21 protein-coding genes are annotated in these 25,020 nt (G+C 59.5%); 6 read left to right on the top strand and 15 right to left on the bottom strand.

Annotated features, from left to right (window positions below; all coding sequences use genetic code 11):
• Positions 1 to 56: 56 nt before the first annotated feature.
• From yjiA to katB, 7 genes are all read right to left on the bottom strand, one after another.
• On the bottom strand, positions 57 to 1,031 hold the full coding sequence (yjiA, locus tag BFC21_RS22095) for a GTPase (RefSeq protein WP_120266484.1): 975 nt from the start codon (positions 1,029 to 1,031) through the stop codon (positions 57 to 59).
• A 146-nt stretch (positions 1,032 to 1,177) separates the two neighbouring features.
• Positions 1,178 to 1,375, bottom strand: coding sequence for a YbdD/YjiX family protein (locus BFC21_RS22090; protein WP_007937254.1), 198 nt, complete (start codon positions 1,373 to 1,375; stop codon positions 1,178 to 1,180).
• 15 nt (positions 1,376 to 1,390) lie between these two features.
• Positions 1,391 to 3,457: a carbon starvation CstA family protein gene (locus BFC21_RS22085; RefSeq protein WP_088378927.1), complete on the bottom strand. Its 2,067-nt coding sequence runs from the start codon at positions 3,455 to 3,457 to the stop codon at positions 1,391 to 1,393.
• A 124-nt stretch (positions 3,458 to 3,581) separates the two neighbouring features.
• Positions 3,582 to 4,778, bottom strand: a complete 1,197-nt coding sequence (locus BFC21_RS22080; RefSeq protein ID WP_256557595.1) for a Fic family protein — start codon at positions 4,776 to 4,778, stop codon at positions 3,582 to 3,584.
• 130 nt (positions 4,779 to 4,908) lie between these two features.
• A complete protein-coding gene (gene radA / locus BFC21_RS22075) occupies positions 4,909 to 6,276 on the bottom strand; it encodes a DNA repair protein RadA (RefSeq protein WP_083369766.1) in 1,368 nt (455 codons plus the stop codon).
• Positions 6,277 to 6,321: 45 nt separating this feature from the next.
• Positions 6,322 to 6,852 (bottom strand): ankyrin repeat domain-containing protein, encoded by a 531-nt coding sequence (locus tag BFC21_RS22070; RefSeq protein ID WP_088378926.1) that lies wholly within the window; start codon positions 6,850 to 6,852, stop codon positions 6,322 to 6,324.
• A gap of 135 nt (positions 6,853 to 6,987) precedes the next feature.
• The gene (gene katB / locus BFC21_RS22065) at positions 6,988 to 8,529 is read right to left on the bottom strand and encodes a catalase KatB (protein ID WP_088378925.1); all 1,542 of its coding nucleotides are present in this window, start codon (positions 8,527 to 8,529) and stop codon (positions 6,988 to 6,990) included.
• 266 nt (positions 8,530 to 8,795) lie between these two features.
• Between katB and mscL the strand changes: the two genes are divergently transcribed.
• Entirely contained in the window at positions 8,796 to 9,209 is a 414-nt protein-coding gene (mscL, locus tag BFC21_RS22060) for a large-conductance mechanosensitive channel protein MscL (protein ID WP_016779363.1), read from the top strand.
• Positions 9,210 to 9,279: 70 nt separating this feature from the next.
• Here the strand turns inward: mscL and BFC21_RS22055 are convergent, their stop codons facing one another.
• Positions 9,280 to 10,056 carry a ferredoxin--NADP reductase gene (locus BFC21_RS22055; protein ID WP_088378924.1) on the bottom strand — a complete coding sequence of 259 codons (777 nt, stop codon included), beginning with the start codon at positions 10,054 to 10,056 and terminating at the stop codon, positions 9,280 to 9,282.
• A 372-nt stretch (positions 10,057 to 10,428) separates the two neighbouring features.
• Between BFC21_RS22055 and BFC21_RS22050 the strand changes: the two genes are divergently transcribed.
• Positions 10,429 to 11,142 (top strand): LuxR family transcriptional regulator, encoded by a 714-nt coding sequence (locus BFC21_RS22050; RefSeq protein ID WP_088378923.1) that lies wholly within the window; start codon positions 10,429 to 10,431, stop codon positions 11,140 to 11,142.
• A 152-nt stretch (positions 11,143 to 11,294) separates the two neighbouring features.
• Positions 11,295 to 12,419 (top strand): class I SAM-dependent methyltransferase, encoded by a 1,125-nt coding sequence (locus BFC21_RS22045; protein WP_088378922.1) that lies wholly within the window; start codon positions 11,295 to 11,297, stop codon positions 12,417 to 12,419.
• Positions 12,420 to 13,095: 676 nt separating this feature from the next.
• Here BFC21_RS22045 and BFC21_RS22030 read toward each other — a convergent pair.
• The 3 genes from BFC21_RS22030 to BFC21_RS22020 are packed head-to-tail and all read right to left on the bottom strand — an operon-like array spanning position 13,096 to position 15,771.
• Positions 13,096 to 13,263: a DUF2474 domain-containing protein gene (locus BFC21_RS22030; protein ID WP_016779358.1), complete on the bottom strand. Its 168-nt coding sequence runs from the start codon at positions 13,261 to 13,263 to the stop codon at positions 13,096 to 13,098.
• Positions 13,264 to 13,320: 57 nt separating this feature from the next.
• The gene (cydB, locus tag BFC21_RS22025; protein ID WP_016779357.1) at positions 13,321 to 14,328 is read right to left on the bottom strand and encodes a cytochrome d ubiquinol oxidase subunit II; all 1,008 of its coding nucleotides are present in this window, start codon (positions 14,326 to 14,328) and stop codon (positions 13,321 to 13,323) included.
• 3 nt (positions 14,329 to 14,331) lie between these two features.
• Positions 14,332 to 15,771: a cytochrome ubiquinol oxidase subunit I gene (locus BFC21_RS22020; protein WP_016779356.1), complete on the bottom strand. Its 1,440-nt coding sequence runs from the start codon at positions 15,769 to 15,771 to the stop codon at positions 14,332 to 14,334.
• Positions 15,772 to 16,164: 393 nt separating this feature from the next.
• Here BFC21_RS22020 and BFC21_RS22015 point away from each other — a divergent pair, with 393 nt between their 5' ends.
• Positions 16,165 to 17,388 carry an MFS transporter gene (locus BFC21_RS22015; protein WP_095003805.1) on the top strand — a complete coding sequence of 408 codons (1,224 nt, stop codon included), beginning with the start codon at positions 16,165 to 16,167 and terminating at the stop codon, positions 17,386 to 17,388.
• Between the two features lie 106 nt (positions 17,389 to 17,494).
• Here the strand turns inward: BFC21_RS22015 and BFC21_RS22010 are convergent, their stop codons facing one another.
• Positions 17,495 to 17,932, bottom strand: a complete 438-nt coding sequence (locus BFC21_RS22010; protein WP_088379574.1) for a DUF4879 domain-containing protein — start codon at positions 17,930 to 17,932, stop codon at positions 17,495 to 17,497.
• Positions 17,933 to 18,142: 210 nt separating this feature from the next.
• Here BFC21_RS22010 and BFC21_RS22005 point away from each other — a divergent pair, with 210 nt between their 5' ends.
• Complete coding sequence (locus tag BFC21_RS22005) at positions 18,143 to 19,438, top strand: NCS2 family permease (protein ID WP_016779353.1); 1,296 nt, start codon at positions 18,143 to 18,145, stop codon at positions 19,436 to 19,438.
• Entirely contained in the window at positions 19,435 to 20,523 is a 1,089-nt protein-coding gene (gene trmA, locus BFC21_RS22000; RefSeq protein ID WP_095039873.1) for a tRNA (uridine(54)-C5)-methyltransferase TrmA, read from the top strand. The genes BFC21_RS22005 and trmA overlap by 4 nt, the downstream gene beginning before the upstream one ends.
• A gap of 99 nt (positions 20,524 to 20,622) precedes the next feature.
• Here the strand turns inward: trmA and BFC21_RS21995 are convergent, their stop codons facing one another.
• Genes BFC21_RS21995 through BFC21_RS21985 form a run of 3 tightly spaced genes read right to left on the bottom strand, consistent with a single transcriptional unit; the run spans position 20,623 to position 25,009 of the window.
• A complete protein-coding gene (locus tag BFC21_RS21995) occupies positions 20,623 to 21,942 on the bottom strand; it encodes a TolC family outer membrane protein (RefSeq protein ID WP_162939366.1) in 1,320 nt (439 codons plus the stop codon).
• Positions 21,939 to 23,267 carry an HlyD family type I secretion periplasmic adaptor subunit gene (locus BFC21_RS21990; protein ID WP_088378918.1) on the bottom strand — a complete coding sequence of 443 codons (1,329 nt, stop codon included), beginning with the start codon at positions 23,265 to 23,267 and terminating at the stop codon, positions 21,939 to 21,941. Before BFC21_RS21990 ends, BFC21_RS21995 begins: the two co-directional genes overlap by 4 nt.
• On the bottom strand, positions 23,264 to 25,009 hold the full coding sequence (locus BFC21_RS21985; protein ID WP_120266483.1) for a type I secretion system permease/ATPase: 1,746 nt from the start codon (positions 25,007 to 25,009) through the stop codon (positions 23,264 to 23,266). The genes BFC21_RS21990 and BFC21_RS21985 overlap by 4 nt, the downstream gene beginning before the upstream one ends.
• Between the last annotated feature and the right edge of the window lie 11 nt (positions 25,010 to 25,020).

The following is a 25,020-nucleotide window of genomic DNA, read 5'->3' as shown; positions in this document are numbered from 1 at the left end:
GTCAAATAGCTGAATAAAAAGCCCGGCTCTTGAGCCGGGCTTTTTTGTGGGAGCGGTTATGGCGTCATCGTCAAGCGCGCAAACCCCTCGCGAATCTTGGCTTCAGGCAGATCATCGGCAATAAACACCATCACGCTTTCGCGCGCCTCACCTTCGGCCCACTCGGTGTCCCAGTCGAACCCATAAAGCTTCAACACACCCTGAAACACCAGGCGTCGATCCTCACCGGCAATGCTCAGCACGCCCTTGTACCGCAGCAATTGCTTGCCGTGATCTTCCAGCAACTCGTTCATGAATGCGCTGAGGCTGTCGATATCCAGCGGCTTGTCAGTGCGCAGCACCAGGCTGGAAATGCGGTCGACGGACGCCGCGGGTTGCACCGGGCGCAAACTCAGGCCACCGCCAAGGTCGGCATTGAGGTTGAACCCGCGCACATCCAGCAACTCGGCCAGGTCGATCTTGCCGTGCTCAACCACACGGATCGGCGCTCGGCGGTTGATACGGGTCAAGCGCTCGCACAACGCGTCAAAGGTGGCGTCATCCACCAGATCGCGCTTGCTCACCAACAGGCGGTCAGCAAAACCGATCTGCGCCTGGGCAATGGTCTGGCTCAAATGCACATCGGCGTGGGCCGCATCCACCAGGGTGATGATGCCGTCCAGCAGGTAACGCTCGCGCAGTTCTTCATCGATAAAGAAAGTTTGCGCCACCGGTGCCGGGTCGGCCAGGCCGGTGCATTCGATCACCAGGCGGTCGAAGGCGATTTCGCCACTGTCCAGGCGCTCGAGCAGCAGGTACAGCGCCTTGGTCAGGTCGGTGTGGATGGTGCAGCACACGCAACCATTGGCCAGGGTCATGACTTGCACCGGCTCGTCGCCCAGCAACTGGGTATCGATCCCGGCATCGCTGAATTCATTTTCGATCACGGCGATTTTCAGGCCGTGCTCGGCCTTGAGCAGGTAGCGCAACAAGGTGGTTTTACCGGCCCCCAAAAAACCGCTGAGGATGGTGACGGGGATTGGAGAGGTCATGCAGTGCCTCCTTAAACAAAACGCCAAAACAAATGTGGGAGCGGGCTTGCTCGCGATAAGAACGGCGCGGTGTGTCAGTCACACCGTGCCGCCTGAATCGCGAGCAAGCCCGCTCCCACAGTCAGATACAGCTCAACCCTGACGGGTTAACAGCACTTGGGCCCACCCTTGCCGCCGTAACGGGCTTCCTGGCGCTCACGAAAGAACGCCTCGTAGCTCATCACCGGCTTGTCCGGGTGCTTGGTTTGCATATGCTCGACGTAATTGTCGTAGTCGGGCATGCCGACCATCAGGCGGGCGGCCTGACCGAGGTATTTACCGAGGCGACTCAGGTCATTGAACATGCTTGCAACCCTCTATCAAACATCCGGCATGGCTTGGTACGGCGACTCTTTATCCGTACGTTCCTTGGTGCCCCATGCAGCGACACCCACTTTGATCGCAAAGAACAGAATGCTGAACACCACGAACAGGAACAGCACGGTCAGACCGGCGTTGGTGTAGGCGTTGATGATCACGTGTTGCATCTGGTCGATGTTTTTTGCCGGGGCAATCACCTGGCCGGCTTCCAGCGCAGTGCTGTATTTGTTGGCCAGGGACAGGAAGCCCACCGCCGGGTTGGCGTCGAACAACTTGATAAAACCAGCCACGGTGGTGCAGATCAGCAGCCAGACAGCTGGCAGCATGGTCACCCAAATGTAGCGCTGGCGCTTCATTTTGATCAGCACAACGGTAGCCAGCATCAGCGCGATACCCGCCAGCATCTGGTTGGAGATACCGAACAGTGGCCACAGGGTGTTGATGCCGCCCAGTGGATCGATCACGCCCTGATACAGCAGGTAACCCCACATCGCCACACACAGGCCGGTGGCCAACAGGTTGGCGCCCCACGATTCGGTGCGCTTGAGTGCAGGCACAAAGCTGCCCAGCAAATCTTGCAACATAAAGCGGCCAGCACGGGTACCGGCGTCAACGGCCGTCAGAATAAACAGGGCTTCAAACAAAATGGCGAAGTGATACCAGAACGCCATAGTGTTTTCGCCCGGCAGCACGTTGTGCAGGATCTGCGCGATACCGACCGCCAGGGTCGGGGCGCCGCCGGCACGGGCCAGGACGGTGGTTTCACCGATGTCCTTGGCCAGTGCGGTCAACGCATCCGGGGTAATGGCAAAGCCCCAGTTGGTGATGTTCTGCGCAACGGTGACCACGTCACCGCCGACGATAGCCGCCGGGCTGTTCATGGCGAAGTACACACCCGGCTCGATCACCGAAGCGGCAACCATCGCCATAATGGCCACAAAGGACTCCATCAGCATGCCGCCGTAACCGATGTAACGGGCGTTGCTTTCGTTATCCAGCAGCTTGGGCGTAGTACCTGAGGAAATCAGCGCGTGGAAACCCGATACCGCACCGCAAGCAATAGTAATGAACAGGAACGGGAACAGGCCGCCTTTCCAGACCGGGCCGGTGCCATCGGTGAACTGGGTCAGTGCAGGCATTTTCAGCTCTGGCATGGTGACCAGAATGCCGATAGCCAGCGCGACGATGGTGCCGATTTTGAGGAATGTGGACAGGTAGTCACGCGGTGCCAGCACCAGCCATACCGGCAGCACTGCGGCGACAAAACCATAACCGATCAGCATCCAGGTGATTTGCGTACCGGTGAAGGTGAACACCGGGGCCCACTCAGGGCTTGCCGCAATCTGGCCCCCCAGCCAGATGGAACCGAGCAGCAGCAGTACGCCGACGATGGAGATTTCACCGATGCGACCCGGGCGGATGTAGCGCATGTAAATGCCCATGAACATCGCAATCGGGATGGTCGCCATCACCGTGAACATGCCCCACGGGCTTTCGGCCAGGGCCTTGACCACGATCAGCGCCAGCACCGCGAGGATGATGATCATGATCAGGAAGCAGCCAAACAGCGCGATGGTGCCCGGGATCTTGCCCATTTCCTCACGCACCATGTCACCCAGCGAGCGACCGTTGCGGCGAGTGGACATGAACAGGACCATAAAGTCCTGCACCGCACCGGCCAGCACCACCCCGGCGATCAGCCAGAGCGTGCCCGGCAGGTAGCCCATTTGTGCGGCCAATACCGGCCCGACCAGAGGGCCAGCACCAGCGATAGCAGCAAAGTGATGGCCAAAGAGAATGTGCTTGTTGGTCGGCACATAGTCCAGACCGTCGTTATTGAGCACCGCAGGTGTGGCGCGGCTGGAGTCGAGTTGCATCACCTGGGTGGCGATAAACAGACTGTAATAGCGATAGGCAACCAGATAGATGGCAACGGCTGCCACAACAATCCACAAGGCGTTGATCGCCTCGCCCCGGCGCAATGCCACTACGCCAAGGGCGCAGGCTCCTACAATTGCCAGCACCAGCCACGGAATGTGGCGTAGCAGGCTATTTTTATTATTCATTTTTTTAATTCCGGCCAGTTGGACAAGAAAGACTGCCCCCGGAGTTTAGCGCTGTTGGCTCCAAAGACCAGCCCCCAAGGTTGGTCTAGAGCCTTCTTTTGCGGTTTTTTGACGGGCGCCAGCCTTACATGAAACGCCGGTGCAGGTCGGGAAAGACCAGTTGTGCGAACCATACCGGGAAGCCCGGATGAATTAGCCGCGACTTGGGCGACGGGCTTTCTACCACGCCCAACTGCACCAATTGTTTCAATTGGCTGATTGCGGTTCTTTCACCCAACCCCATGTACACCTTGAAGTCATTACGCAGCACGGCCCCTTGGGTAATCAGGATATGCAGTGCCCGAGCTGTTTGCGGCTTGATACCCGCTGCGACAAAGCGCTCGTCGAACGCAACGGCACGCTCAAGACGCGCTCTCAAGGCATCACGATCCAGCGCTTGGAGCATGTAAGTCATTTGATCGATGCAGGTTCGCAGCATAAACCTCACAAACTCCTGCAAGGCTTTCAACGACAGTTGCCCACGGCCGTCCAGATCCCCCTGGCGGTGTTGATCGGCCTGGGCAAGATGCCGGTAGTAGGCCTCATGCTCGCGGGCCACCCCCCGGGACAGCGACCATAACGGTGACGCCAACCCCAGTTTCAATAATTGAAGGTGAGTGATCATTCTCACAACCCGGCCATTGCCATCGGGAAATGGGTGCACCCACGCCAGCCGATGGTGGTAAGCCAAAGCGCCGATGAGCCTGTAGCGAGAGTCTGCGATACGCCCATAGACCACCTGCATTCGCTCAAGCATGGGACGCACAATCCGATAGGCCGGGGCATCATGACGACCGACCGAAACATCCAGCCGAGGGATGTCCCGCAGTTGTCCGGGCACCATGGGCGTGTCCCGTCCCTCGATGTGAAGCTCCTGCAGGCTTGCATCACGGAATAGCCCGCGATGAAGCAAGGACAGGAAATTCACGGAGAACAATTGACCCCAATCAGGCCCGCCATCCCTGTCAATCAACCGCTCAAGGGCGCGCTGGACATACACGTGGGAGGCGGCGATGTCGGTGAGCTGTTTGGCTGAACGTTTGATCCGGGCCTTTTGTTCGATGGCTTTGGGCTCGGTGTACTGCCCTTCGATCAGGTTTGAATAAAAGCTATTGGTCAGTTGCAACAACTGACCAATACGGTCGGCGGTTTCGGCGGGATAAAGCCCTTCTAGCCGCCCTTTCAGGGCCAACATCTGATCCGCCATCGCCACCAGATCGGCAGGGATCGGATCAATCAACAAGGGTTCCAACCAGCTAACGGAGTCATAAAGCGCTGACATTTTCGAACTCTTTTGCAGATTTTCAAGCACATCTTATTTATAGCCAACACCCTATAAACAAAGGCCTAAACCGACACTATCAGACTTCAAACTCCATGCCTATTGCAGATTTTTTTGCAGATTTAAAACCCTACTCGAACAACGCATCCAGTGCCTGCTCCAGACGGGTCACGCCAATCACTTTAAGGCCCGGCGGTGATTCCTTGGGGGCGTTGCCCTTGGGCACGATGGCGCGCTTGAAGCCGTGCTTGGCCGCTTCTTTAAGCCGCTCCTGACCGCTTGGCACCGGACGCACTTCGCCCGACAGGCCGACTTCACCGAACACCAGCAGGTCGTGAGGCAGCGGACGGTTGCGCAGGCTGGACATCACAGCGGCCATCAACGCCAGGTCAGAGGCGGTTTCCAGCACCTTGACCCCGCCGACCACGTTGAGGAACACATCCTGATCATGGGTAGGAATACCGCCGTGGCGATGCAGGACGGCCAGCAACATGGCCAGACGATTCTGGTCCAGGCCCAAGGTAACGCGGCGCGGGTTGGACATATGGCTGTCGTCCACCAACGCCTGCACCTCCACCAGCATCGGACGGGTGCCTTCCCAGGTGGCCATCACTACGCTGCCCGGGACTTCTTCCTGGGCGCGGGTAAGGAAAATCGCAGAAGGGTTGGACACTTCTTTGAGGCCCTTATCGGTCATGCCGAACACACCCAGCTCGTTGACTGCGCCAAAACGGTTTTTTACCGCGCGCAACAAACGCAGGCGCCCGTCGGACTCACCTTCGAAATACAGCACGGTATCCACCATATGCTCCAGCACCCGCGGCCCGGCCAGTGCGCCCTCTTTGGTCACATGGCCCACCAGGAAAATCGCCGTACCGCTGGATTTCGCATAGCGCACCAGCAAGGCCGCACTTTCGCGCACTTGCGACACACCGCCGGGGGCCGATTGCAGCTGCTCGGTAAAGATGGTCTGGATCGAGTCAATCACCATGACTTTGGGCTTTTCGAGCTTGGCGGTGGCGATGATGCTTTCGATGCAAGTCTCGGTCATCACCTTGAGCTGATCCTGGGGCAACCCCAGGCGCCGGGCGCGCATGGCCACTTGTTGCTGGGATTCCTCGCCGGTGACGTACAGCGCCGGCATGCGGGTGGCCATCTGACACAGGGTTTGCAGCAGGATGGTGGATTTGCCGATCCCAGGGTCGCCGCCGATCAATACCACCGAGCCATCCACCAGCCCGCCCCCGAGCACCCGGTCCAGCTCGCCGGAGGCCGTGGAAAAGCGCGGCAGTTCTTCAATGCTGACTTCGGCCAGGGTCTTGAGCTGGGCCTGTTGCCCGGTCCAGCCGGTACGGCCGCTGGGCGGCGCTGCAGCCCCGCTTTCAACGATGGTTTCGACCAGGGTGTTCCAGACGCCGCACTCGCCGCACTGCCCGGCCCACTTGGGAAAGGTTGCGCCGCACTCGGTGCAGCCGTAAATGCGCTTGGGCTTGGCCATCTGAACTCCACGGAAAAACCGCGATGATAGCCCACTGAGCCTGGATCAGCGCGCTACCGGCATGCGGATTTCGCCATTGACCAGCCGGGCGGCACTGTTGCCTGCCGTGTCTTCGGCATTCAGGTCGGCGCCTTTACGGGACAAGTCATTGAGCAGCTCAACGCGCTTGAACAGTCCCGCATACATGGCCGCCGTCTGCCCTGCACCATTGCGCTGATCGGGGTTGCAGTCAGTCGCCATCAGGCGATGGGCAATCTTGAGTTCGCCCTTGAAAATCGCGCCCATCAGGGCTGTGTTGCCGCGTTTGTCCTGCACACAGGCATTGGCGCCGGCCTTGAGCAAATGCTCCACCGCCTCGGGCTGGCCGTTGTAGGCTGCCAGAATCAGCGCGGTATAGCCTTTGCTGTCTTGAATATCGAGGGTGTAACCGGATTCGATAAAGGTATCGATGATCGCCACATCGCCTCGGCGGGCGGCGTCGAAATAGTAATCCTGAAGCTGGACCCGGACATCGGGACCGTCAGCCAGGCTCAGGCCGCTGACCAACATCAAGGCCAGGGAAATGAAAATACGCATGGTGCTCACCTGAATCAAAAGCCCCTCACCCTGGCCCTCTCCCAAAGGGAGAGGGGACTGACCGCGTGCGTATTCAAAATCACCGCAAATCAGCTCCCTCTCCCTCCGGGAGAGGGTTGGGGTGAGGGTCAGAGGTTAATCCGCCAGTTTGGCAGCCAGCGCTTTGACCCGGCTCAGATCGCCTTTGGCCACTTTGGCGACACCAGTGCCGTACTCGGGGTCAGCCTTGTAAAGGAACGACAGGATGATGTGCTTGCTTTCATCATCGGTTGTCGCCAGCGAGCCGCCGAAGCTTTCAATCAGGTCCTGACGCTCTTTCTTGCTGTATGAGCGGTACAAGTCACCGGCCTGCTTGAAGTTTTGCTCACGCTGGATCTTCGCCTGCTGCGTAGTACCCGACAGCGCCATTTCGCTGTAGCGCGCGGCTTGCGGCTCTTCACGCGGCATCAGGCGGCTCGGCTGGTAGTTCACACCCGAGGTGGTGTGGCCCAGGTTCATCGCACCATCCTGATTGCCATTGTTTACCGCGACACGAGGAGCGTTGATCGGCAATTGCATGGCATTTGCGCCCAAACGGTACATCTGGGTATCGGCATAGGAGAACACCCGACCTTGCAGCAAACGGTCTTCGGAAGGCTCGATGCCTGGCACCAGGTTGGCCGGGGCCATAGCGACCTGCTCGGTTTCCTGGAAGACATTGGCCGGGTTGCGGTTCAGGACCATTTGCCCGACTTTACGCTCTGCCACGTTCGGCCAGATCTTGGTGGCATCCAACGGATCAAAGTCGAAGGTCTTCAGCTCTTCAGGCTTGAGCACCTGCACATACAGATCCCACTTGGGGAAGTCGCCCTTGTTGATATGCGTGACCAGATCGTTGGTCATGTGGCTGTAGTCCTGGCCCTGAACCTGCGTCACTTGTTTCGGGTCAAGGTTGTTCAGCCCCTGCAGGCTTTTCCAGTGGAACTTCACATAGCGCACTTCCCCCTTGGCGTTGACCAGTTTGTACGCATGCACGCCGTTACCGTCCATTTCGCGGTAGCTGGCCGGGGTACCTGCGTTGGAGTACAGCTCGGTCAGCGTGCGTGTGGCTTCCGGTACATGAGAGAAGAAGTCGAAGCGGCGTGAGTCGTCATCCAGATTAGTACGCGGGTCAGGCTTGAAGGCGTGAACCATGTCCGGGAACTTGATTGCATCACGGATAAAGAAGGTGGGGAAATTGTTGCCCACCAGGTCCCAGTTGCCGTCTGCGGTGTAGAACTTGGTCGCGAAACCGCGCGGGTCGCGCAGGGTTTCTGGCGAGTGAGCGCTGTGGACAACGGCCGAGAAACGCACAAATACCGGGGTGGTTTCGCCCTTGGCAAACACTTTGGCCTTGGTCAGGTCGCTCAGGTCATTGGTCACGGTAAACGTACCGTGAGCGCCGGTGCCGCGAGCATGCACAACACGCTCCGGGATGCGTTCGCGGTCAAAGCGCTGCAGCTTTTGCAGCAATTGCACGTCTTGCAGGAGCACCGGGCCATTGGCCCCGGCGGTTTGCGAGTTCTGGTTATCACCGACAGCGGCACCGTTGTCACGGGTCAACGTGGCGGCCTGGGCCGTAACCGACAGCAGGCTGGCGCTTAATACACACAGCAGGCGGCGCTGTGAAAGCGCGCCGAAGCCTAGGGGGGTGGTCATGCGAAAGTCCTCTGGTTATTGGTTGCGCTATGGGGCGCTGACCAAAGGCTAGAGGCCTGCGAGGCAAATTCTAAATAGAAAGGTCTCAAGCCGGCCATTGAGAAAAAGGTCTGGTATTGAACCCTTCAATCGCGTAATGAGCGCCGATAGAAAACTTCTGACGGTCAAGCGGGTCGATTGCTTACCCGCAAACAGCTGCGCGGGCAAGATCAGCCATGCTGATTTACACTGCACCCACCAACCTCATCTGTAACAAGGAATAACCTATGGGCGTGATAAGTGAGTTCAAGGCCTTCGCGGTCAAAGGGAACGTGGTCGATATGGCCGTCGGTATTATCATCGGCGCGGCATTCGGCAAAATCGTTTCGTCCTTTGTGGGGGACGTTGTCATGCCACCGCTGGGGTTGTTGATTGGCGGGGTGGACTTCAGTGACCTGGCCATTACCCTGAAAGCCGCAGCTGGCGATGCGCCAGCAGTGGTGGTGGCCTACGGCAAATTCATCCAGAGCGTGATCGACTTTATTATCGTCGCGTTCGCTATCTTTATGGGTGTAAAGGCAATCAACCGCCTGAAACGCGAAGAGGCAGTCGCTCCGAGCGCACCGCCACTGCCTTCCAAAGAAGAAGAACTACTGGGCGAAATTCGCGACTTGCTAAAAGTTCAGAATAACCGGCCATAAGTGCTCAATATAAACAACGGCGCCCTTTGGGGCGCCATTGTTTTTTTGATGTCAAACACAATACAAACAACTACCAATAGTTCTCAACTGCAACTTGTCCTGGCCGACGGCTCAGACTCAATTGCATGTTGCGCGCCTTGAGCAACTTGCGCGTGTCATCGATCATTTGCGGGTTGCCACACAACATGACCCGTGAGTGTTCACTGCAGAGCGCAATGCCTGCAGCCTGTTCAAGCTCGCCATTTTCAATCAGCGCAGTCAGGCGCCCGTTCAATGCACCGGGAACCTGTTCCCGGGTAACAATCGGTATATAGACCAATTTGTGCGCATACTCGGCCAGGTATTCACGGCTGCATAACCCGGCGATCAGTTCCTGATAGGCCAGCTCGCAGGCATGGCGAGCGCTGTAAACCAGCACGATACGCTCGAATTTTTCCCACACTTCAAAATCCTGCAGGATCGACAGAAACGGCGCGATACCCGTTCCGGTGGCCAGTAACCACAAGTCACGGCCGTCGACAAAGCGGTCCAGGGTCAGAAAACCGAAGGCCTGACGCTCCACCAGCAAGGTGTCGCCAATTTCCAGGCGATTGAGTTCACTGGTAAATTCCCCGCCTGGCACCACGATCGAAAAAAACTCCAGAAACTCGTCATGGGGTGACGAAACCATTGAATAAGCGCGCCACACCGTGCTGCCATCGGCCTTGGTCACCCCCAGCCTGGCGAACTGCCCGGCGCGAAAGCGAAACCCCGGATCGCGTGTGGTACGCAGGGTGAACAGGCTGGGCGTCAGCGGCGTGACGTCGAGGATCGTCTGCTGGGTGAATTTTTCTGCACTGGCAGTCATGGGGCACTCCATTGGCGAATCTCCCTAGTGTCGCGCAAAGGCGCGCCGAGAAACACCGATGGTTTGTGCTGGCTTTGCGACACCTTGGCGCGTCGCAAACACGGGGGCAAAGGCAGGCCGGGCGAGAGTGACGCCATGCAGGTTCAGGCGCCAGCCCTATTAATCATCCGGCGACTGCTATATACAGGCACTCAAAAATGCATAACTAAATACGCCCTGCAAGTGCTTCAGCCCCACTTATACCCCAATAGATTCTCATGCAGCAAAAGCAACTTATTAAATACTTAGCAATATCTGAAACAGCACCTAAAATGAACTTATCACCCCCCCAAACATCACCACCCACTGACTGGCGGGCCGTAGGAGCGCCTTATGACTTCACATCATTTAATCAGCCAAACTCCCCCTGCTGTTTGCAGAAGCGAGGCGGAAATTTGTTCAGACACACTCAAACGGATAGAAGAGTACGGCTTTGACTTTTTTTTCTTCCGAATGATCCCTAGGCTTGGGAATATCACAACGAATAGTAAAGTAATAACAAACTATCCAAATGATTATGTAGAGCGGTATGAAAAAGGTGCTTTCACTCATAAGAATCCACTTGTAAACCACTGCCAACTGTCGATTGCGCCCATCCTCTGGAGCAGCGATATTTTTCGCGAAGCCCCTGATCAATGGAAAGCCACGCAAACCTTCGGGCTGACGTATGGATGGTCGCAGTCGGTGCACGACCCCAATGGTGTGGTGAGCATGCTGAGCCTTGCCAGAAGCAGCCATCCGGTGACCGAAGGCGAATTTTTCGAGAAAGCCGCCAAAGTATTGTGGCTCTGTAACCAGCTGCACAGTGCCATGCTCGAACGTTGCCACCTGCATCACCGGCTGGAGATTCATATCATCCGCCTATCGTGCCGCGAGCTGGAGGTATTGAAGTGGACTGCCGACGGTAAAATTGCCTCCGACATCGGCATGATTTTGGGCCTGAGCACCCGGACCGTGAACTTCCATATCAGCAGCGCCATGAAAAAACTGGGTGCCAACAACAAAACCTCGGCGGTAGTCATGGCGGCCAAGTCAGGCCTGTTGTAAACCCGCCCTGCCCAGCGGCAATAAACGCATCAGGTAATCTGCGGTAAAAAAAAGTAAAATCACGGCCACCTGTAAAACCCACGGACTCTTCTGCTTGCCCGGCGCCCTCAGGGCCAGGCCACGCAACAGTTGATTCCTCAGAGTTTGTATAAATGCCCGTGCTAGAAAGCCCTTTCGCCCAACTTCGTCTGATCCGCCAACCCGAGCAGCAAAATGAGCCCTTGCAGGCTTTTGATGCGGCGGATGAGTATTTGCTTAATCACTTGGCCGAACAGGCGCTGCCCGAAAATAGCCGGGTGCTGGTGCTCAATGACAGTTTTGGGGCCTTGGCGGTCAGCCTGGTCGGGACCTTGCAGGTCACCAGCAGCAGTGACTCTTTCCTGGCCATGCAAGCACTGGAAAAAAACCTGGTGCGCAATGGCCATGCCTACGATGCAGTCACGATCATCCCGGCCAGCGAGCCGTTGGTCGGCCCCTTCGACTGTGTGCTGGTACGTGTGCCAAAAACCCTGGCGTTGCTTGAAGAGCAATTGATCCGCCTGCAAGGCCAACTGGCACCGGGCGCCCAAGTGATCGCGGGGGCGATGGTCAAACACCTGCCTCGCGCCGCTGGCGACCTGCTGGAACGCTATATCGGTCCGATGCACGCTTCGCTGGCGGTCAAGAAGGCCCGCCTGCTGATCGCCACTGCGCAGGGCCTGGGGCCCTTTACCTCGCCGTACCCTACCCGCTACACGCTGGACAGGCCGGCCATCGAGCTGCTTAACCACGCCAACGTGTTCTGCCGCGAAGACCTGGATATCGGCACCCGGGCGTTCCTGCCGCACCTGCCGAAAAACCTGGGCTCGGCCCGGGTCGCCGACCTGGGCTGTGGCAACGGGGTGCTGGCCATTGCCAGTGCCCTGGCCAACCCGCAGGCACAGTACACGTTGGTCGATGAGTCATTTATGGCCGTGCAGTCTGCGCGTGAAAACTGGCAGGCGGCGCTGGGCGATCGTGAAGTGACTGTGCGGGCTGATGACGGGCTGGCAAGCCAGGCGCCGGACTCACTGGACGTGGTGCTGTGCAATCCGCCGTTTCACCAGCAACAAGTGGTCGGGGACTTTCTGGCCTGGCGCATGTTCCAGCAAGCGCGTGAAGCGCTGGTCGTGGGCGGCGCACTGTATATCGTCGGCAACCGCCATCTGGGCTATCACAGCAAGCTGGCCAAGCTGTTCCGTGGCGTCGAGCAAGTGGCCGCCACGCCCAAGTTCGTGATCCTCAAGGCGCGCAAGTAAGGCAGACCCACAGGTTTTGCGATGCCCGTCCATGTGGGAGCGGGCTTGCCCGCGATAGCATCACCTCAACCTGCCTGACTCACCGCAGCGCCTGCATCGCAGGCAAGCCAGCTCCCACAGGTTTGGCGATGCCCATCCATGTGGGAGCGGGCTTGCCCGCGATAGCATCACCTCAACCTGCCTGACTCACCGCAGCGCCTGCATCGCAGGCAAGCCAGTTCCCACAGGTTTGGCGATGCCCATCCATGTGGGAGCGGGATTGCCCGCGATAGCATCACCTCAACCTGCCTGACTCACCGCAGCGCCTGCATCGCAGGCAAGCCAGCTCCCACAGGTTTTGCGATGCCCGTCCATGTGGGAGCGGGATTGCCCGCGATAGCATCACCTCAACCTGCCTGACTCACCGCAGCGCCTGCATCGCAGGCAAGCCAGCTCCCACAGGTTTTGCGATGCCCATCCATGTGGGAGCGGGCTTGCCCGCGATAGCATCACCTCAACCTGCCTGACTCACCGCAGCGCCTGCATCGCAGGCAAGCCAGCTCCCACAGGTTTTGCGATGCCCATCCATGTGGGAGCGGGCTTGCTCGCGATAGCATCACACCGACAAAATCCAGCCGAAAAAAAACCCGCCGAAGCGGGTCATAAAACCGTAGCCGCAAGGCAACGGGATGGGAAGTCAGTGGCTTTTCATGCCTGCCGCCGTCATAAACATGCGGATCAGCCAGGCAAATACAGCCAGGGTGGCCACACTGCCGGTCCAGATCACCAGCAGCCAGCCAATGCGTTGCCATAAAGGCTTCTTTTCGCACTCTTGCACGTCGTGTAGATAATCCTTGCCAGCCATGTCGGGCCTCCTCTTGGGGAAAAGGCTGTGGCCCTCGGGCCACAGCGGCACTTGCTACTAGTGATAACCGTCTTCGTGGGTGACCTTGCCGCGGAACACGTAGTAGCTCCAGAAGGTGTAGCCCAGAATGAACGGGATGATAAACAGCGTACCCACCAGCATGAAGCCCTGGCTTTGCGGCGGTGCCGCCGCATCCCAGATCGAGATCGAAGGCGGGATGATATTCGGCCACAGGCTGATGCCCAGGCCGCTGTAACCCAGGAAGATCAGCACCAGGGTCAACAGGAACGGCGTGTAGTGTGCCTTGCGCGCAATTGCCTTGATCAAACCGTACATGGTCACCAGCACCAGGATCGGTACCGGCAGGAACCAGAACAGGTTCGGCAGGGTAAACCAGCGAGCGGCAATGTCAGTGTGCGCCAGCGGCGTCCACAGGCTGACCACACCCATCAATGCCAGCACGGCCAGTGCCAAAGGACGACCCAGCTTGTGCATGCGCTCTTGCAGCTCGCCTTCGGTTTTCATGATCAGCCAGGTGCAACCCAGCAAGGCATAAGCCACGATCAGGGCAATACCGCAGAACACCGTGAACGGTGACAGCCAGTCCAGCCCGCCACCGGCGTACTGGCGGTTGACGACCGGCAGGCCATCAATAAAGGCCCCCAGCGCCACGCCCTGGAAGAAGGTCGCCACCAGCGAACCGCCAATAAAGGACTTGTCCCAGATATGGCGTTTTTCCGGGCGCGCCTTGAAGCGGAACTCAAAGGCCACGCCGCGGAAGATCAGGCCCATCAGCATCAGGATCAGCGGCAGGTACAACGCCGACAACACTACCGAATAGGCCAGCGGGAAGGCGCCGAACAACGCTGCGCCGCCCAGTACCAGCCAGGTTTCGTTACCGTCCCAGACAGGGGCGACTGTGTTCATCATCACATCGCGGTCTTTCTCGCCCTTGATAAAGGGGAAGAGGATGCCGATCCCGAGGTCGAAACCGTCCATGACCACATACATCATGATCCCGAAGATGATGATGATTGCCCAGATAAGTGGCAGATCAATACCCATGACTCAATTCCCCTTAGTCAGGCTGTCGCTGTGGCCTTCATCTGTACCCTCATGGGCCGCAGACAGAGGACGGGCAGGCGTGCGTTGCTGGCCTGGGCCACCGTGGGTGTCGTCATCGCCTTCGTGAGTGATCGGGCCCTTGCGTACCAGACGCATCATGTAGCCCAGACCCACGCCGAACAGCGAGAAATACACCAGTACGAACATGACCAGCGTGATGCTCATTTGCGTGACGCTATGGTTGGACGAAGCATCCGCGGTGCGCATCAGCCCGTAGACCACCCACGGTTGACGACCAATCTCGGTGGTGAACCAGCCCGCGAGGATCGCGATCAGGCCCGATGGCCCCATCCACAGCACCAGGCGCAGGAACCAGCGGTTCTCGTACAACGTGCCACGCTTGCGCAGCCACACACTCCACAGGCCGATAAAGATCATCAGCATGCCCAGCGCAACCATGATGCGGAAGGTAAAGAACACGATGGTCGAGTTCGGGCGATCCGCCGCCGGGTAGTCCTTCATCGCCGGGATTTGCTTGTCCAGGCTATGGGTCAGGATCAGGCTGCCCAGGTACGGCACCTCGATCTTGTAGTCCGTGGTCTCGGTTTTCATGTTGGGAATACCGAACAGGATCAGCGGCGTTGGCTCACCCGGCTTGTTTTCCCAGTGGCCTTCGATCGCGGCGATTTTCACCGGCTGATACTCAAGGGTATTCAGGCCGTGGGCATCACCGATAAAGGCCTGCACCGGTGCAACCACCAGGGCCATCCACATCGCCATCGAAAACATGCGACGAATGGCCGGCGTGTTGCGACCGCGCAACAGGTGCCAGGCGGCCGAAGCACCGACGAAAAACGCCGTGGCAACAAAGGCAGCCGTGGCCATGTGGGCCAGGCGGTAGGGGAACGACGGGTTGAAAATCACCGCCAGCCAGTCCACCGGAATAACCCGGCCATCAATGATTTCGAAGCCTTGAGGGGTCTGCATCCAGCTGTTGGAGGCCAGGATCCAGAAGGTCGAAATCAGCGTGCCGATGGCCACCATGACGGTCGAGAAAAAGTGCATCCCGCGACCGACGCGGTTCCAGCCAAACAACATGACCCCCAGAAAACCTGCTTCGAGGAAGAATGCGGTGAGTACTTCATAGGTCAGTAGTGGCCCGGTAACAGCACCGGCGAAGTCCGAGAACCTCGACCAGTTGGTACCGAACTGGTAGGCCATGACCAGGCCCGACACTACGCCCATGCCAAAGTTGACGGCGAATATCTTCGACCAAAAGTGGTACAGGTCGCGGTAGGTGTCGTCACGGGTTTTCAGCCACATGCCTTCGAGCACCATCAGATAACTGGCGAGACCGATGGTAATGGCGGGAAAAAGAATGTGGAACGACACGGTAAACGCGAACTGAATTCGGGCGAGATCGAGAGCCTCCAAACCGAACATAAGTCTTCCTCTATCAGGTATCAGGTCGTTGGGGACACAGGCATCGCGCCTGTATCCAACTACCCTCGCAAGCCGTGGCCGCAGCGAATCGGTGCCCGCTTTTTATCCACAACCGTAAGGGATCTGGCCGGCTGGCCACCCAGATAAAACCCGAAGGGCTTTGATCTGGATCAAGCATGGATGAAAGAGTAGTCCATTCCTGACACACGGCTAATGTGGTTTGTTGTCGCGTGACATGATGCCTCAGCCCTTGATATAGACCGTTGCAAGAAGTGCAGGGAATCGACGCAAGCCCGCAATGCGGACCTTGGCTGATGTGATGTTTTGAGTCATTTCTTGTTACAAAACAGTGATAATCTCGACCTCCCCTGCCCTCGACCACGATCTGCCTACATGACCAGCCAGCCTCTTCTGCTTCGCCATCATCGGCCATTTGTGGCCTTCTGGTTTGCCCGTATCTTTACCGCCAGTGCGTTTCAAATGCTCACCGTGGCCATTGGCTGGAACCTTTACCAGCTCACCGGCAATGTGATGGACCTGGGTTGGGTGGGCTTGATCGAGTTCGCCCCGCGCCTGCTGTTTATGCTGCACACCGGGCATGTGGCCGACCGCTACGACCGGCGCCGGGTGGCGGCCGTGTGCCAGTCGCTACAAGCAATGATTGCCCTGACACTGGCCATCAGCAGCGCCAGCGACCATATCACCCGGGAAATGATCTTTATCCTGGCGTTTTTGCTGGGTGCTGCCCGCTCCTTCGAAATGCCCGCCACCCAGGCGCTGCTGCCTTCGATTGTGCCGGTGGAACTGTTCCCCCGGGCCGTGGCGGCGGCACAGGCGGCGCAGCAATCGGCCACCATCGTTGCCCCGGCATTTGGTGGCCTGCTGTATGCTTTTGGCAGCGTGTGGGTGTATGGCCCGAGCGTGGCGCTGTACTTGATTGCCGCACTGTTGATGAGCACCCTGCCCGCCCGTCAGTTGCCGCTGAACAAGGCCAAGGCCACGCTGGACTCGCTGCTGGCGGGCATCCGCTTTATCCGCAGCCGTCCGGACGTGCTGGGGGCCATCTCCCTGGACCTGTTTGCCGTGCTGTTGGGCGGCGCCACGGCGCTGCTGCCGGTGTTTGCCAAGGATATTCTGCTGACCGGCCCCTGGGGCTTGGGCATGTTGCGCTCGGCACCTGCCATCGGCGCCTTGCTGATGTCACTGTGGCTGGCCAGGTTTCCGGTGGAGCGCAAGGTGGGGCGCGTGATGTTTACCGCCGTGGGCGTGTTCGGGGTCGCAACCATCGCGTTTGGCCTGTCGACCTCCTTCTGGTTCTCGTTGGCGGTGCTGGTGGTACTGGGCGCGGCAGACATGATCAGCATGGTGATCCGCGCCTCGTTTGTGCAACTGGAGACCCCGGACGAGATGCGTGGCCGGGTAAGCGCGGTCAATGGTCTGTTTATCGGCGCCTCCAATCAACTGGGGGAATTTGAATCCGGGGCCACCGCCCACTGGCTGGGCACCGTGCCGGCCGTAGTGCTGGGCGGTGTCGGCACGCTGGTTGTTACCGGCCTGTGGATAAAATTGTTCCCGGGGTTGGCCAATCGGGACCGGATGGTGGAGCAAAAGCCTTGATCACAGCTACCTTGTGGGAGCGGGCTTGCTCGCGATAGGAGCGGCGCGTTTGGCCTGATACGCCGCAGCGATCCAATCGCGAGCAAGCCCGCTCCCACAGAAGGTTTCACCTTATATATAGCTTCACACTCAGCCGGTTGTGCGGTGGTACCAGTGAGCTGTTACTGAACTGGAACCAGCCGCCGTCCTTGTTACCCAGGTCAAAGGTATACACATGCCCCACCGTGGTGCCTGCCCCGTTGCAGGCCACCAGCCCCTCGCCCTGATTGCACACCGGTGACCGTACGCCATCCACTTCCTGGCCATCCAGTGTCACATTCGGCTGGCCGCCGTAGCCGCGCTCCAGCACATACACCTTGATATGCGGGCCGTTATGATCGCAGCGGGTCTGCTCGCGGCCATCCGATACATCCTCTACAGCACAGGAAACAGACGCTACCTTGAGAATTTCCAGGGTACTCAAGGGCATTGCTGGCGCGGCGCTGACGGCAGCACTCAGGAAAAGGCCAAAAAAGACTGATACATGTTTGATGAAGTGCTTCATGGGTCCCTCCGAAAACTGGCACGCAGTATGCCTGCCACATCAAGGTTATAAAACATGGCCCCGCAGGGTAACCAAAGCAGCCATATCCACGAGCTGCTGGTATGATGCGCGGCTTTTTCCAACAGACAGAAAATCTTCAGGCGGTCCGCGCCTGTGCTTTGCTGTTGAAAACGATTTAATCACGGCGCATTTGGCGCCACGGGGACTGGCATGCTGGAAAGGCTGTTTCAACTCAAAGCACACAACACCAATGTGCGTACCGAGATTCTTGCGGGTATCACCACCTTCCTGGCGATGGCCTACATCCTGTTCGTAAACCCGAGCATCCTCGGCGAGACCGGCATGGACAAGGGCGCCGTATTTGTTGCCACCTGCCTGGCAGCGGCCATCGGCTCGGCGGTGATGGGCATCATCGCCAACTACCCGATTGCACTGGCACCGGGCATGGGCCTGAACGCCTTCTTCACCTACACCGTGGTGCTGCACATGGGCCATACCTGGCAAGTAGCGCTGGGTGCGGTGTTTATCTCGGCGGTGTTGTTCTTCCTGTTGTCGATCTTTCGCATCCGCGAATGGATCATCAACAGCATCCCGCTGCCGCTGCGCTCGGCCATTGCCGCCGGTATCGGCCTGTTTTTGGCACTGATCGCCCTGGGTAACGCCGGCATCGTGGTTGCCAACAAGGCCACCCTGGTGGGCATGGGCGACCTGGCCCAGCCAAAAGTGATCCTCGCCTCCCTGGGCTTTGCCCTGATCGTGGCCCTTGAAGCGATGAAAGTGCGCGGCGCGGTGCTGATCGGCATCCTGGCCGTGACCATTGCCTCCATCGCCATGGGCGTAACCGATTTCGGTGGCGTGATGTCGATGCCGCCTTCGCTGGCCCCGACCTTCCTGCAACTGGACATCAAGGGTGCCCTGGACATCGGCCTGATCAGCGTGATCTTCGCCTTCCTGTTCGTTGACCTGTTCGACAACTCCGGCACCCTGATCGGTGTCGCCAAGCGCGCGGGCCTGATGGGCAAAGACGGCCACATGCCGAAAATGGGCCGTGCCCTGATCGCAGACAGCACCGCAGCCATGGCCGGTTCGCTGCTGGGCACTTCGACCACCACCAGCTACATCGAGTCGGCAGCAGGCGTGAGCGCCGGCGGCCGTACCGGCCTGACCGCCATCGTGGTCGGCATCATGTTCCTGCTGGCGCTGTTCTTCTCGCCATTGGCCGCCAGTGTTCCCGCCTTCGCCACCGCGCCTGCGCTGATGTTCGTGGCCGTGCTGATGATGAGCGGCCTGGCCGAAATCGACTGGGAAGACATCACCGTGGCCGCTCCGGTGGTGATCACCGCCCTGGCCATGCCGTTCACTTACTCCATTGCCAGCGGCATCGCCTTCGGCTTTATTTCCTGGACTGTGATCAAGCTGCTGTCGGGCCGCGCCCGTGAACTGAATGCGCCGCTGATCATTCTGTCGATTCTGTTTGTGGTCAAGCTAGGTTGGTTTCCTGCATGAGTGCCTTGCCGTTTGATTCTGCTACTTACGCCGTAGAGCTTGAAGCCAAGGCCAATCGCCTGCGCGAACTGCTGGCGCCTTTCGATGCACCTGAGCCTCAGGTGTTCGATTCGCCGCTGAAGCATTTCCGCCTGCGGGCCGAGTTCCGCCTGTGGCGTGAAGGGGGCGACCGTCATTACGCGATGTTCGCCCAGGACGACAAACGTACGCCGATCCTGATCGAAGACTTCCCGATCGCCAGCCTGCGTATCAACCAACTGATGCCCCAGCTCAAGGCCGCCTGGCAAGCCAGCTCGGCCCTGAGCCACAAGCTGTTCCAGGTGGAGTTCCAGACCACCCTGGCCGGCGATGCGATGGTCACTTTGTGCTATCACCGCCCGCTGGACGAGCACTGGCAAACCGCCGCCGAGCAATTGGCCAAAGACCTCGATATCAGCGTGATTGGCCGCTCCAAGGGCAAGCGCAGCGTGATTGGTCGCGACCATGTGGTCGAGAAGCTCGAAGTGGCGGGTCGCACCTTTACTTATCAACAACCTGAAGGCGCGTTCACCCAGCCTAACGGTACGGTCAACCAGAAGATGCTCAACTGGGCGTATGACGCCCTAGGTGAGAAGTCGGACGATTTGCTGGAGCTGTATTGCGGCAACGGCAACTTCACCCTGCCGCTGGCCACCCGCGTGCGCAAAGTGCTGGCCACTGAAATCAGCAAGACGTCGGTGTATGCGGCGCTAAACAACCTGCGCGACAACGCTGTGGATAACGTCACGCTGGTGCGCTTGTCGGCTGAAGAACTGACCGAAGCCCTCAATGAAGTGCGCCCGTTCCGTCGCTTGCAGGGTATTGACCTGAAAAGCTACGACTTCGGCAGCGTCTTCGTCGACCCGCCGCGTGCGGGCATGGACCCGGACACCTGCGAGCTGACCCGTCGTTTCGACAATATCCTGTATATCTCGTGTAACCCGCTGACATTGGCCGAGAACATCGCCCAACTGCACGATACCCACCGTATCGAGCGTTGCGCGGTATTTGACCAGTTCCCGTGGACGCACCATATGGAATCGGGTGTGTTGCTGGTTCGTCGGTAGGCGTCGACTGCATCGCGGGCAAGCCCGCTCCCACAGGATCAGCATAATACCTGTGGGAGCGGGCTTGCCCGCGTTGGCCACGCCGCAATATGGCTATGTTTAATGGGCTCGAAAATACCCCGCCACCTGCCGCAAATCCCCCTCGTTTAACACCCCCGCGTAATACCTCAGCTGCACCCGTGCCAATAAATAGGCATAGCGCGCCTCGGCCAGATCCCGCCTGGCACTGAACAGTTGCTGCTCAGCATCCAGCACATCCAGATTGACCCGCTCGCCGCCACTCACACTTTTCTGCGTCGCCTGCACCAGAGCACCGGCAGACGCCACCGCCATTTCATAGGCCCGCACCTTGGCCGCCGCACTGCTATTGAGGTTGTACTGCTTGCGCAGGTCCACCAGCGTGCTGGCTGTTTGCGCGTCCAGTTCATACTGGGCCTGGGACAATTGCCGCGCGGCCTGGCGGGTCGATGCCGACACCGATCCCCCCGCAAACAACGGCACGGTGAGCTGAATGCCGACACTGTTGGTGTCGTATTTCTGGTTATAGGTGCTCTCGGAGTCAGAACTGGTCTGACGGCTGCTGGCATACAAGCTGAGTTTGGGCAGATGCCCGGCCCGCTTGCGCTCCACCTCGTACTCGGCCGAGGTCAGCGCATGATGCTGCGACGCCAGCTCCGGGTTATTGGCCAGGGCCAGCTCGCGCCAGCTTTCAAAGCGCTGCGGCTCCAGCGGCGCAATCGCAAAGTGTGCCGCCAGCGGGGCCAATTGCTCGATCTGCAACGGCTCGCCTAGCATCGCCTCCAGCTCTCGCAGGGCTGCGTCCTGGTTGTCCTGCGCCTCGATTTCTTCGGCCACCGCCATGCTCAGACGTGCCTGGGTTTCCAGCACATCGGTGCGGGTGCCCTCGCCGCCCTTGAGCAATCGCTGGTTAAGCTGCAAACGCTCGGCAAAAGCACGCTTTTGCGCGCGGCTCAGTTCAATGCGCTCTTGCGCCAGCAAGGCCTGGCTATAGGCATTGAGCAGCCGCACCGCCAGGTACTGGCTTTTGCTGCGAAAGCGCTCATCAGAAAACAACGCCTGCGCCGCACCCTGCCGGAATCGTGCGTAGGCTTCGTAGTCCAGCAGCGGTTGCTGCAAGGTCAAGGTCGCCGCGTAACTGCGGTAATCGCGATCGGTCCGGGTGCTGGCCTGGGTAACTTCAGACTCGTTGCGTGAGTTGCTGTAGTTCCACGACAGGGTCGGCAGCAAGGCGGAGCGGCCCAGGGCGCGGTTCTCCTCACCGGCGGCACGCTCTTCGATGGCCGCCTGAAAGGTCGGGTCATTGCGCACGGCCAAATCGTAGGCGTCCAGCAACCCCAATGCCTGCACCGGCCCCGCGCACACCATCAATAATCCACATAAAAACGGGCGCACGGTCATTCTTCCACCAATGCCATGTGGGTGCGGTCGAGCAGCGGCTTGAACAGGTAATTGAGCATCGAGCGCTCGCCCGTGCGCACGAAGGCCTCAACCGGCATGCCCGGGCGAATCTGCAACCCGGCCAACTGGGCCATGCCCGCCTCGCTCACCTGGGCACGCAGCGTGTAATACGGCTCGTCCGTGCGCTCGTCCACTTGGCGATCTGCCGATACCAGCGTCACTTCGCCCGCCACCCGCGGCGTGGTGCTCTGGCTAAAGGCGGAGAACATCAGCTCCACCGGCAACCCGGCGTGCACCTTGTCGGCCAGCTCGACCGGCACCCGGGCCTCGACCAGCAGGGGCTCGCCCTGGGGCACGATTTCCATCAGCGCCTGGCCGGGCTTGATCACCCCGCCTTCGGTGAACACGTCCAGGCCCACCACAATCCCGGCCACCGGCGCACGCAACTGGCTGTTGGCCAGTTCAAACTCGGCCGATGCCAGCCGATTGCGCAGGTCCTCTGTTCGTACCCGGGTATCGGCCAACTGCGTACGCACTTCCTTTTGATATTCCTCAGCCAGTTGCCGAATTTTCAGACGCATCTCCAGCACTTGTCGCTGCAACTGGCCGATACGGCCGTAGTCTTCACTGATGGAACCCAGCACCTGGGCGTACACTCGTTCGCTGTCCAGCAGGCGGTTGCGCGGGATATAGCCTTCGCGGGCCAACTCACGCAAACCTTGCAACTGCTCGGCCAGGGCCGTGCGTTGCAGCACCTTGCTGGCCTGGGAGTCACGCACCCCACGCAGCTGCGCCTCGGCACCCGCGATGCTTTCATCGATGCCTTGCTGATCCAGCAATAACGCCTGACGCCGGCTATCGAACAATTGCCGTTGCAATGCCAGGCTGGACGCCACCTCCGGCTCGGCGGCCAATGCCGTCAACTCGACGGGAAAACTCACACTGGCCACACCGTCGCGCTCGGCATCAAGCCGCGCTTCACTGGCCAGCGAGCCATAAAACTGGCTGCGCAAAGATTGGGCCTGGCCCAGCAGCGGGGTTTCCTTCAAGCGAATCAGCACCTGGCCTGCGGCCACCTTGTCACCGTCGCGCACGTCGATGCGCTCAACAATCCCGCCACTGGGGTGCTGCACCACTTTGCGATGCCCCGAAACCATCACCTTGCCTGACACCGCGACGCCTTTATCCAGCGGCGCCAGCGCCGCCCAGCCGAGAAACCCGAGAAAACCACCAAGCATCAACATCCAGCCCAGGCGTGAATAGCGTGTGTCATCCAGTTGCAGCACATTGCTGTCGCCAACGGCCTTGGCGTTCAACTGCGTCATGCCTTGTTCGCCTCTGCCGTACCCAACCGGTAGCTCACATTCATCGCTGGTTTGGCCGCCGCAGGTTTAGCTGCAGCGGGTGCGCCTAGCACCTTGGCCGTCGGGCCAAAGGCTTGCAACTGGCCCTCGCGCAGAATCAGCAGTTGATCGGTGAGGGTCAGCACATTGGGTTTGTGGGTGATCAAAATCAGGGTTCGCTTGTGCTGTTTGAGCTGGACAATGGCCTGCAACAAGGCCTGCTCCCCGGCTTCATCGAGGTTGGAATTGGGTTCGTCGAGCACGATCACCGCAGGCAGGCCGTACAACGCGCGGGCCAGGCCGATGCGCTGCTTCTGCCCGCCGGACAGCCCGGCGCCACCCTCGCCCAGGCGCGTTTCGTAACCTTCGGGCAATTGCAGAATCAGCTGATGTACCCCCGCCAGTTGCGCGGCGGCCAGTACCTTGTCGGCATCCACCTCGGCAAAGCGTGCGATGTTTTGCGCGATGGTGCCGGCAAACAGCTGAATGTCCTGGGGCAAATACCCCAAGTGTGGGCCAAGCTGGTGTTTGTCCCACTGCGACAGCTCGGCACCGTCCAGCCGCACCTTGCCTGCCAGCGGCTGCCATACGCCGATCAACAGCCGGGCCAGGGTCGACTTGCCACAACCGGACGGCCCGATCACGCCCAGCACCTGACCGGCCGGCAGGGTGAAACTCAGGTTGGCCAGGGTGGCGCGACGGGTGCCGGGAGCACTGGCACTCAATTGCTCCACCGCCAGCTCGCCCCGTGGCGCGGGCAATGCCATGCGCTGCGCCCGGGCCGGATAGCATTGCAGCAAGGCTTCAAGGCGCTGATAAGCCAGGCGCGCCGAGCTCCACTGCTTCCACACGCCAATCAACTGATCGATGGGGCTCAATACGCGGCCCATCAGAATGGAGCCAGCAATCATCATCCCGGCCGTGATCTGCCCTTGCACCGCCAGCAAGGCACCGAGGCCGAGCACCAGGGATTGCAGGGCCAGGCGCACGCCCTTGGACCAAGCACTGACGGTGGCGGTTTTTTCGCTGGCCAGATTCTGCTGCGCCAAAAAAGCCGTGTGCTGCGCCAGCCAACGCCCGCGCAAGGTGTCGAGCATGCCCATTGCCTCAATGGCCTCGGCATTGCGCAGATGCGCGCTGGCCTGCTGGGTGGCCTGCACCGACAACTCGCTGGCGGCTTTGAGCGGCGCTTGCGACACACGCTGGTTAACCCACGCCAGAATCATCAACAGCACCGCGCCGCCCAGGGCCAACAGCCCCAGCCAGGGGCTGAACATAAAGATCACAAACAGATACACCGGAAACCACGGCGCATCGAAAAACGCGAACAACGCATTGCCCGTCGCGAACTGGCGCAGGCTGGTGAGGTCATTCAACGCCTGCGCTGCGGCCGGGCTGCCGGTGCGCAATTGCGCCTCGAAAGCGGCGTCGTAGACGCGCTGATTCAAACGCATGTCCATCTGCGTGCCGAGGCGGATCACCACCTGGCTACGCACCCATTCCAACGCGCCCATCAGGCCAAACAGGCCGAGGATCATCAGCGTCAGCATCAACAGGGTCATTTGATTGCCCGATGCCAGCACCCGGTCATAGACCTGCAGCATGTACAGGGCCGGGGCCAGCATCAGTAAATTGATCACGGCCGAGAACAGACCAATATTGAAAAAAGCACGTTTGTAGGCCGTCAAGGCAGCCAGCATCTCGTTGGCTTTGGGCCGGGTCATGGAAAGGTTCC

Source organism: Pseudomonas sp. TMW 2.1634 (genome assembly GCF_001703595.1).
GTDB classification, from domain to species: Bacteria; Pseudomonadota; Gammaproteobacteria; order Pseudomonadales; family Pseudomonadaceae; genus Aquipseudomonas; species Aquipseudomonas fragi.
The sequence above is the reverse complement of the archived record's forward strand: the minus strand, read 5'-3'. Positions and strand labels throughout refer to the sequence as shown.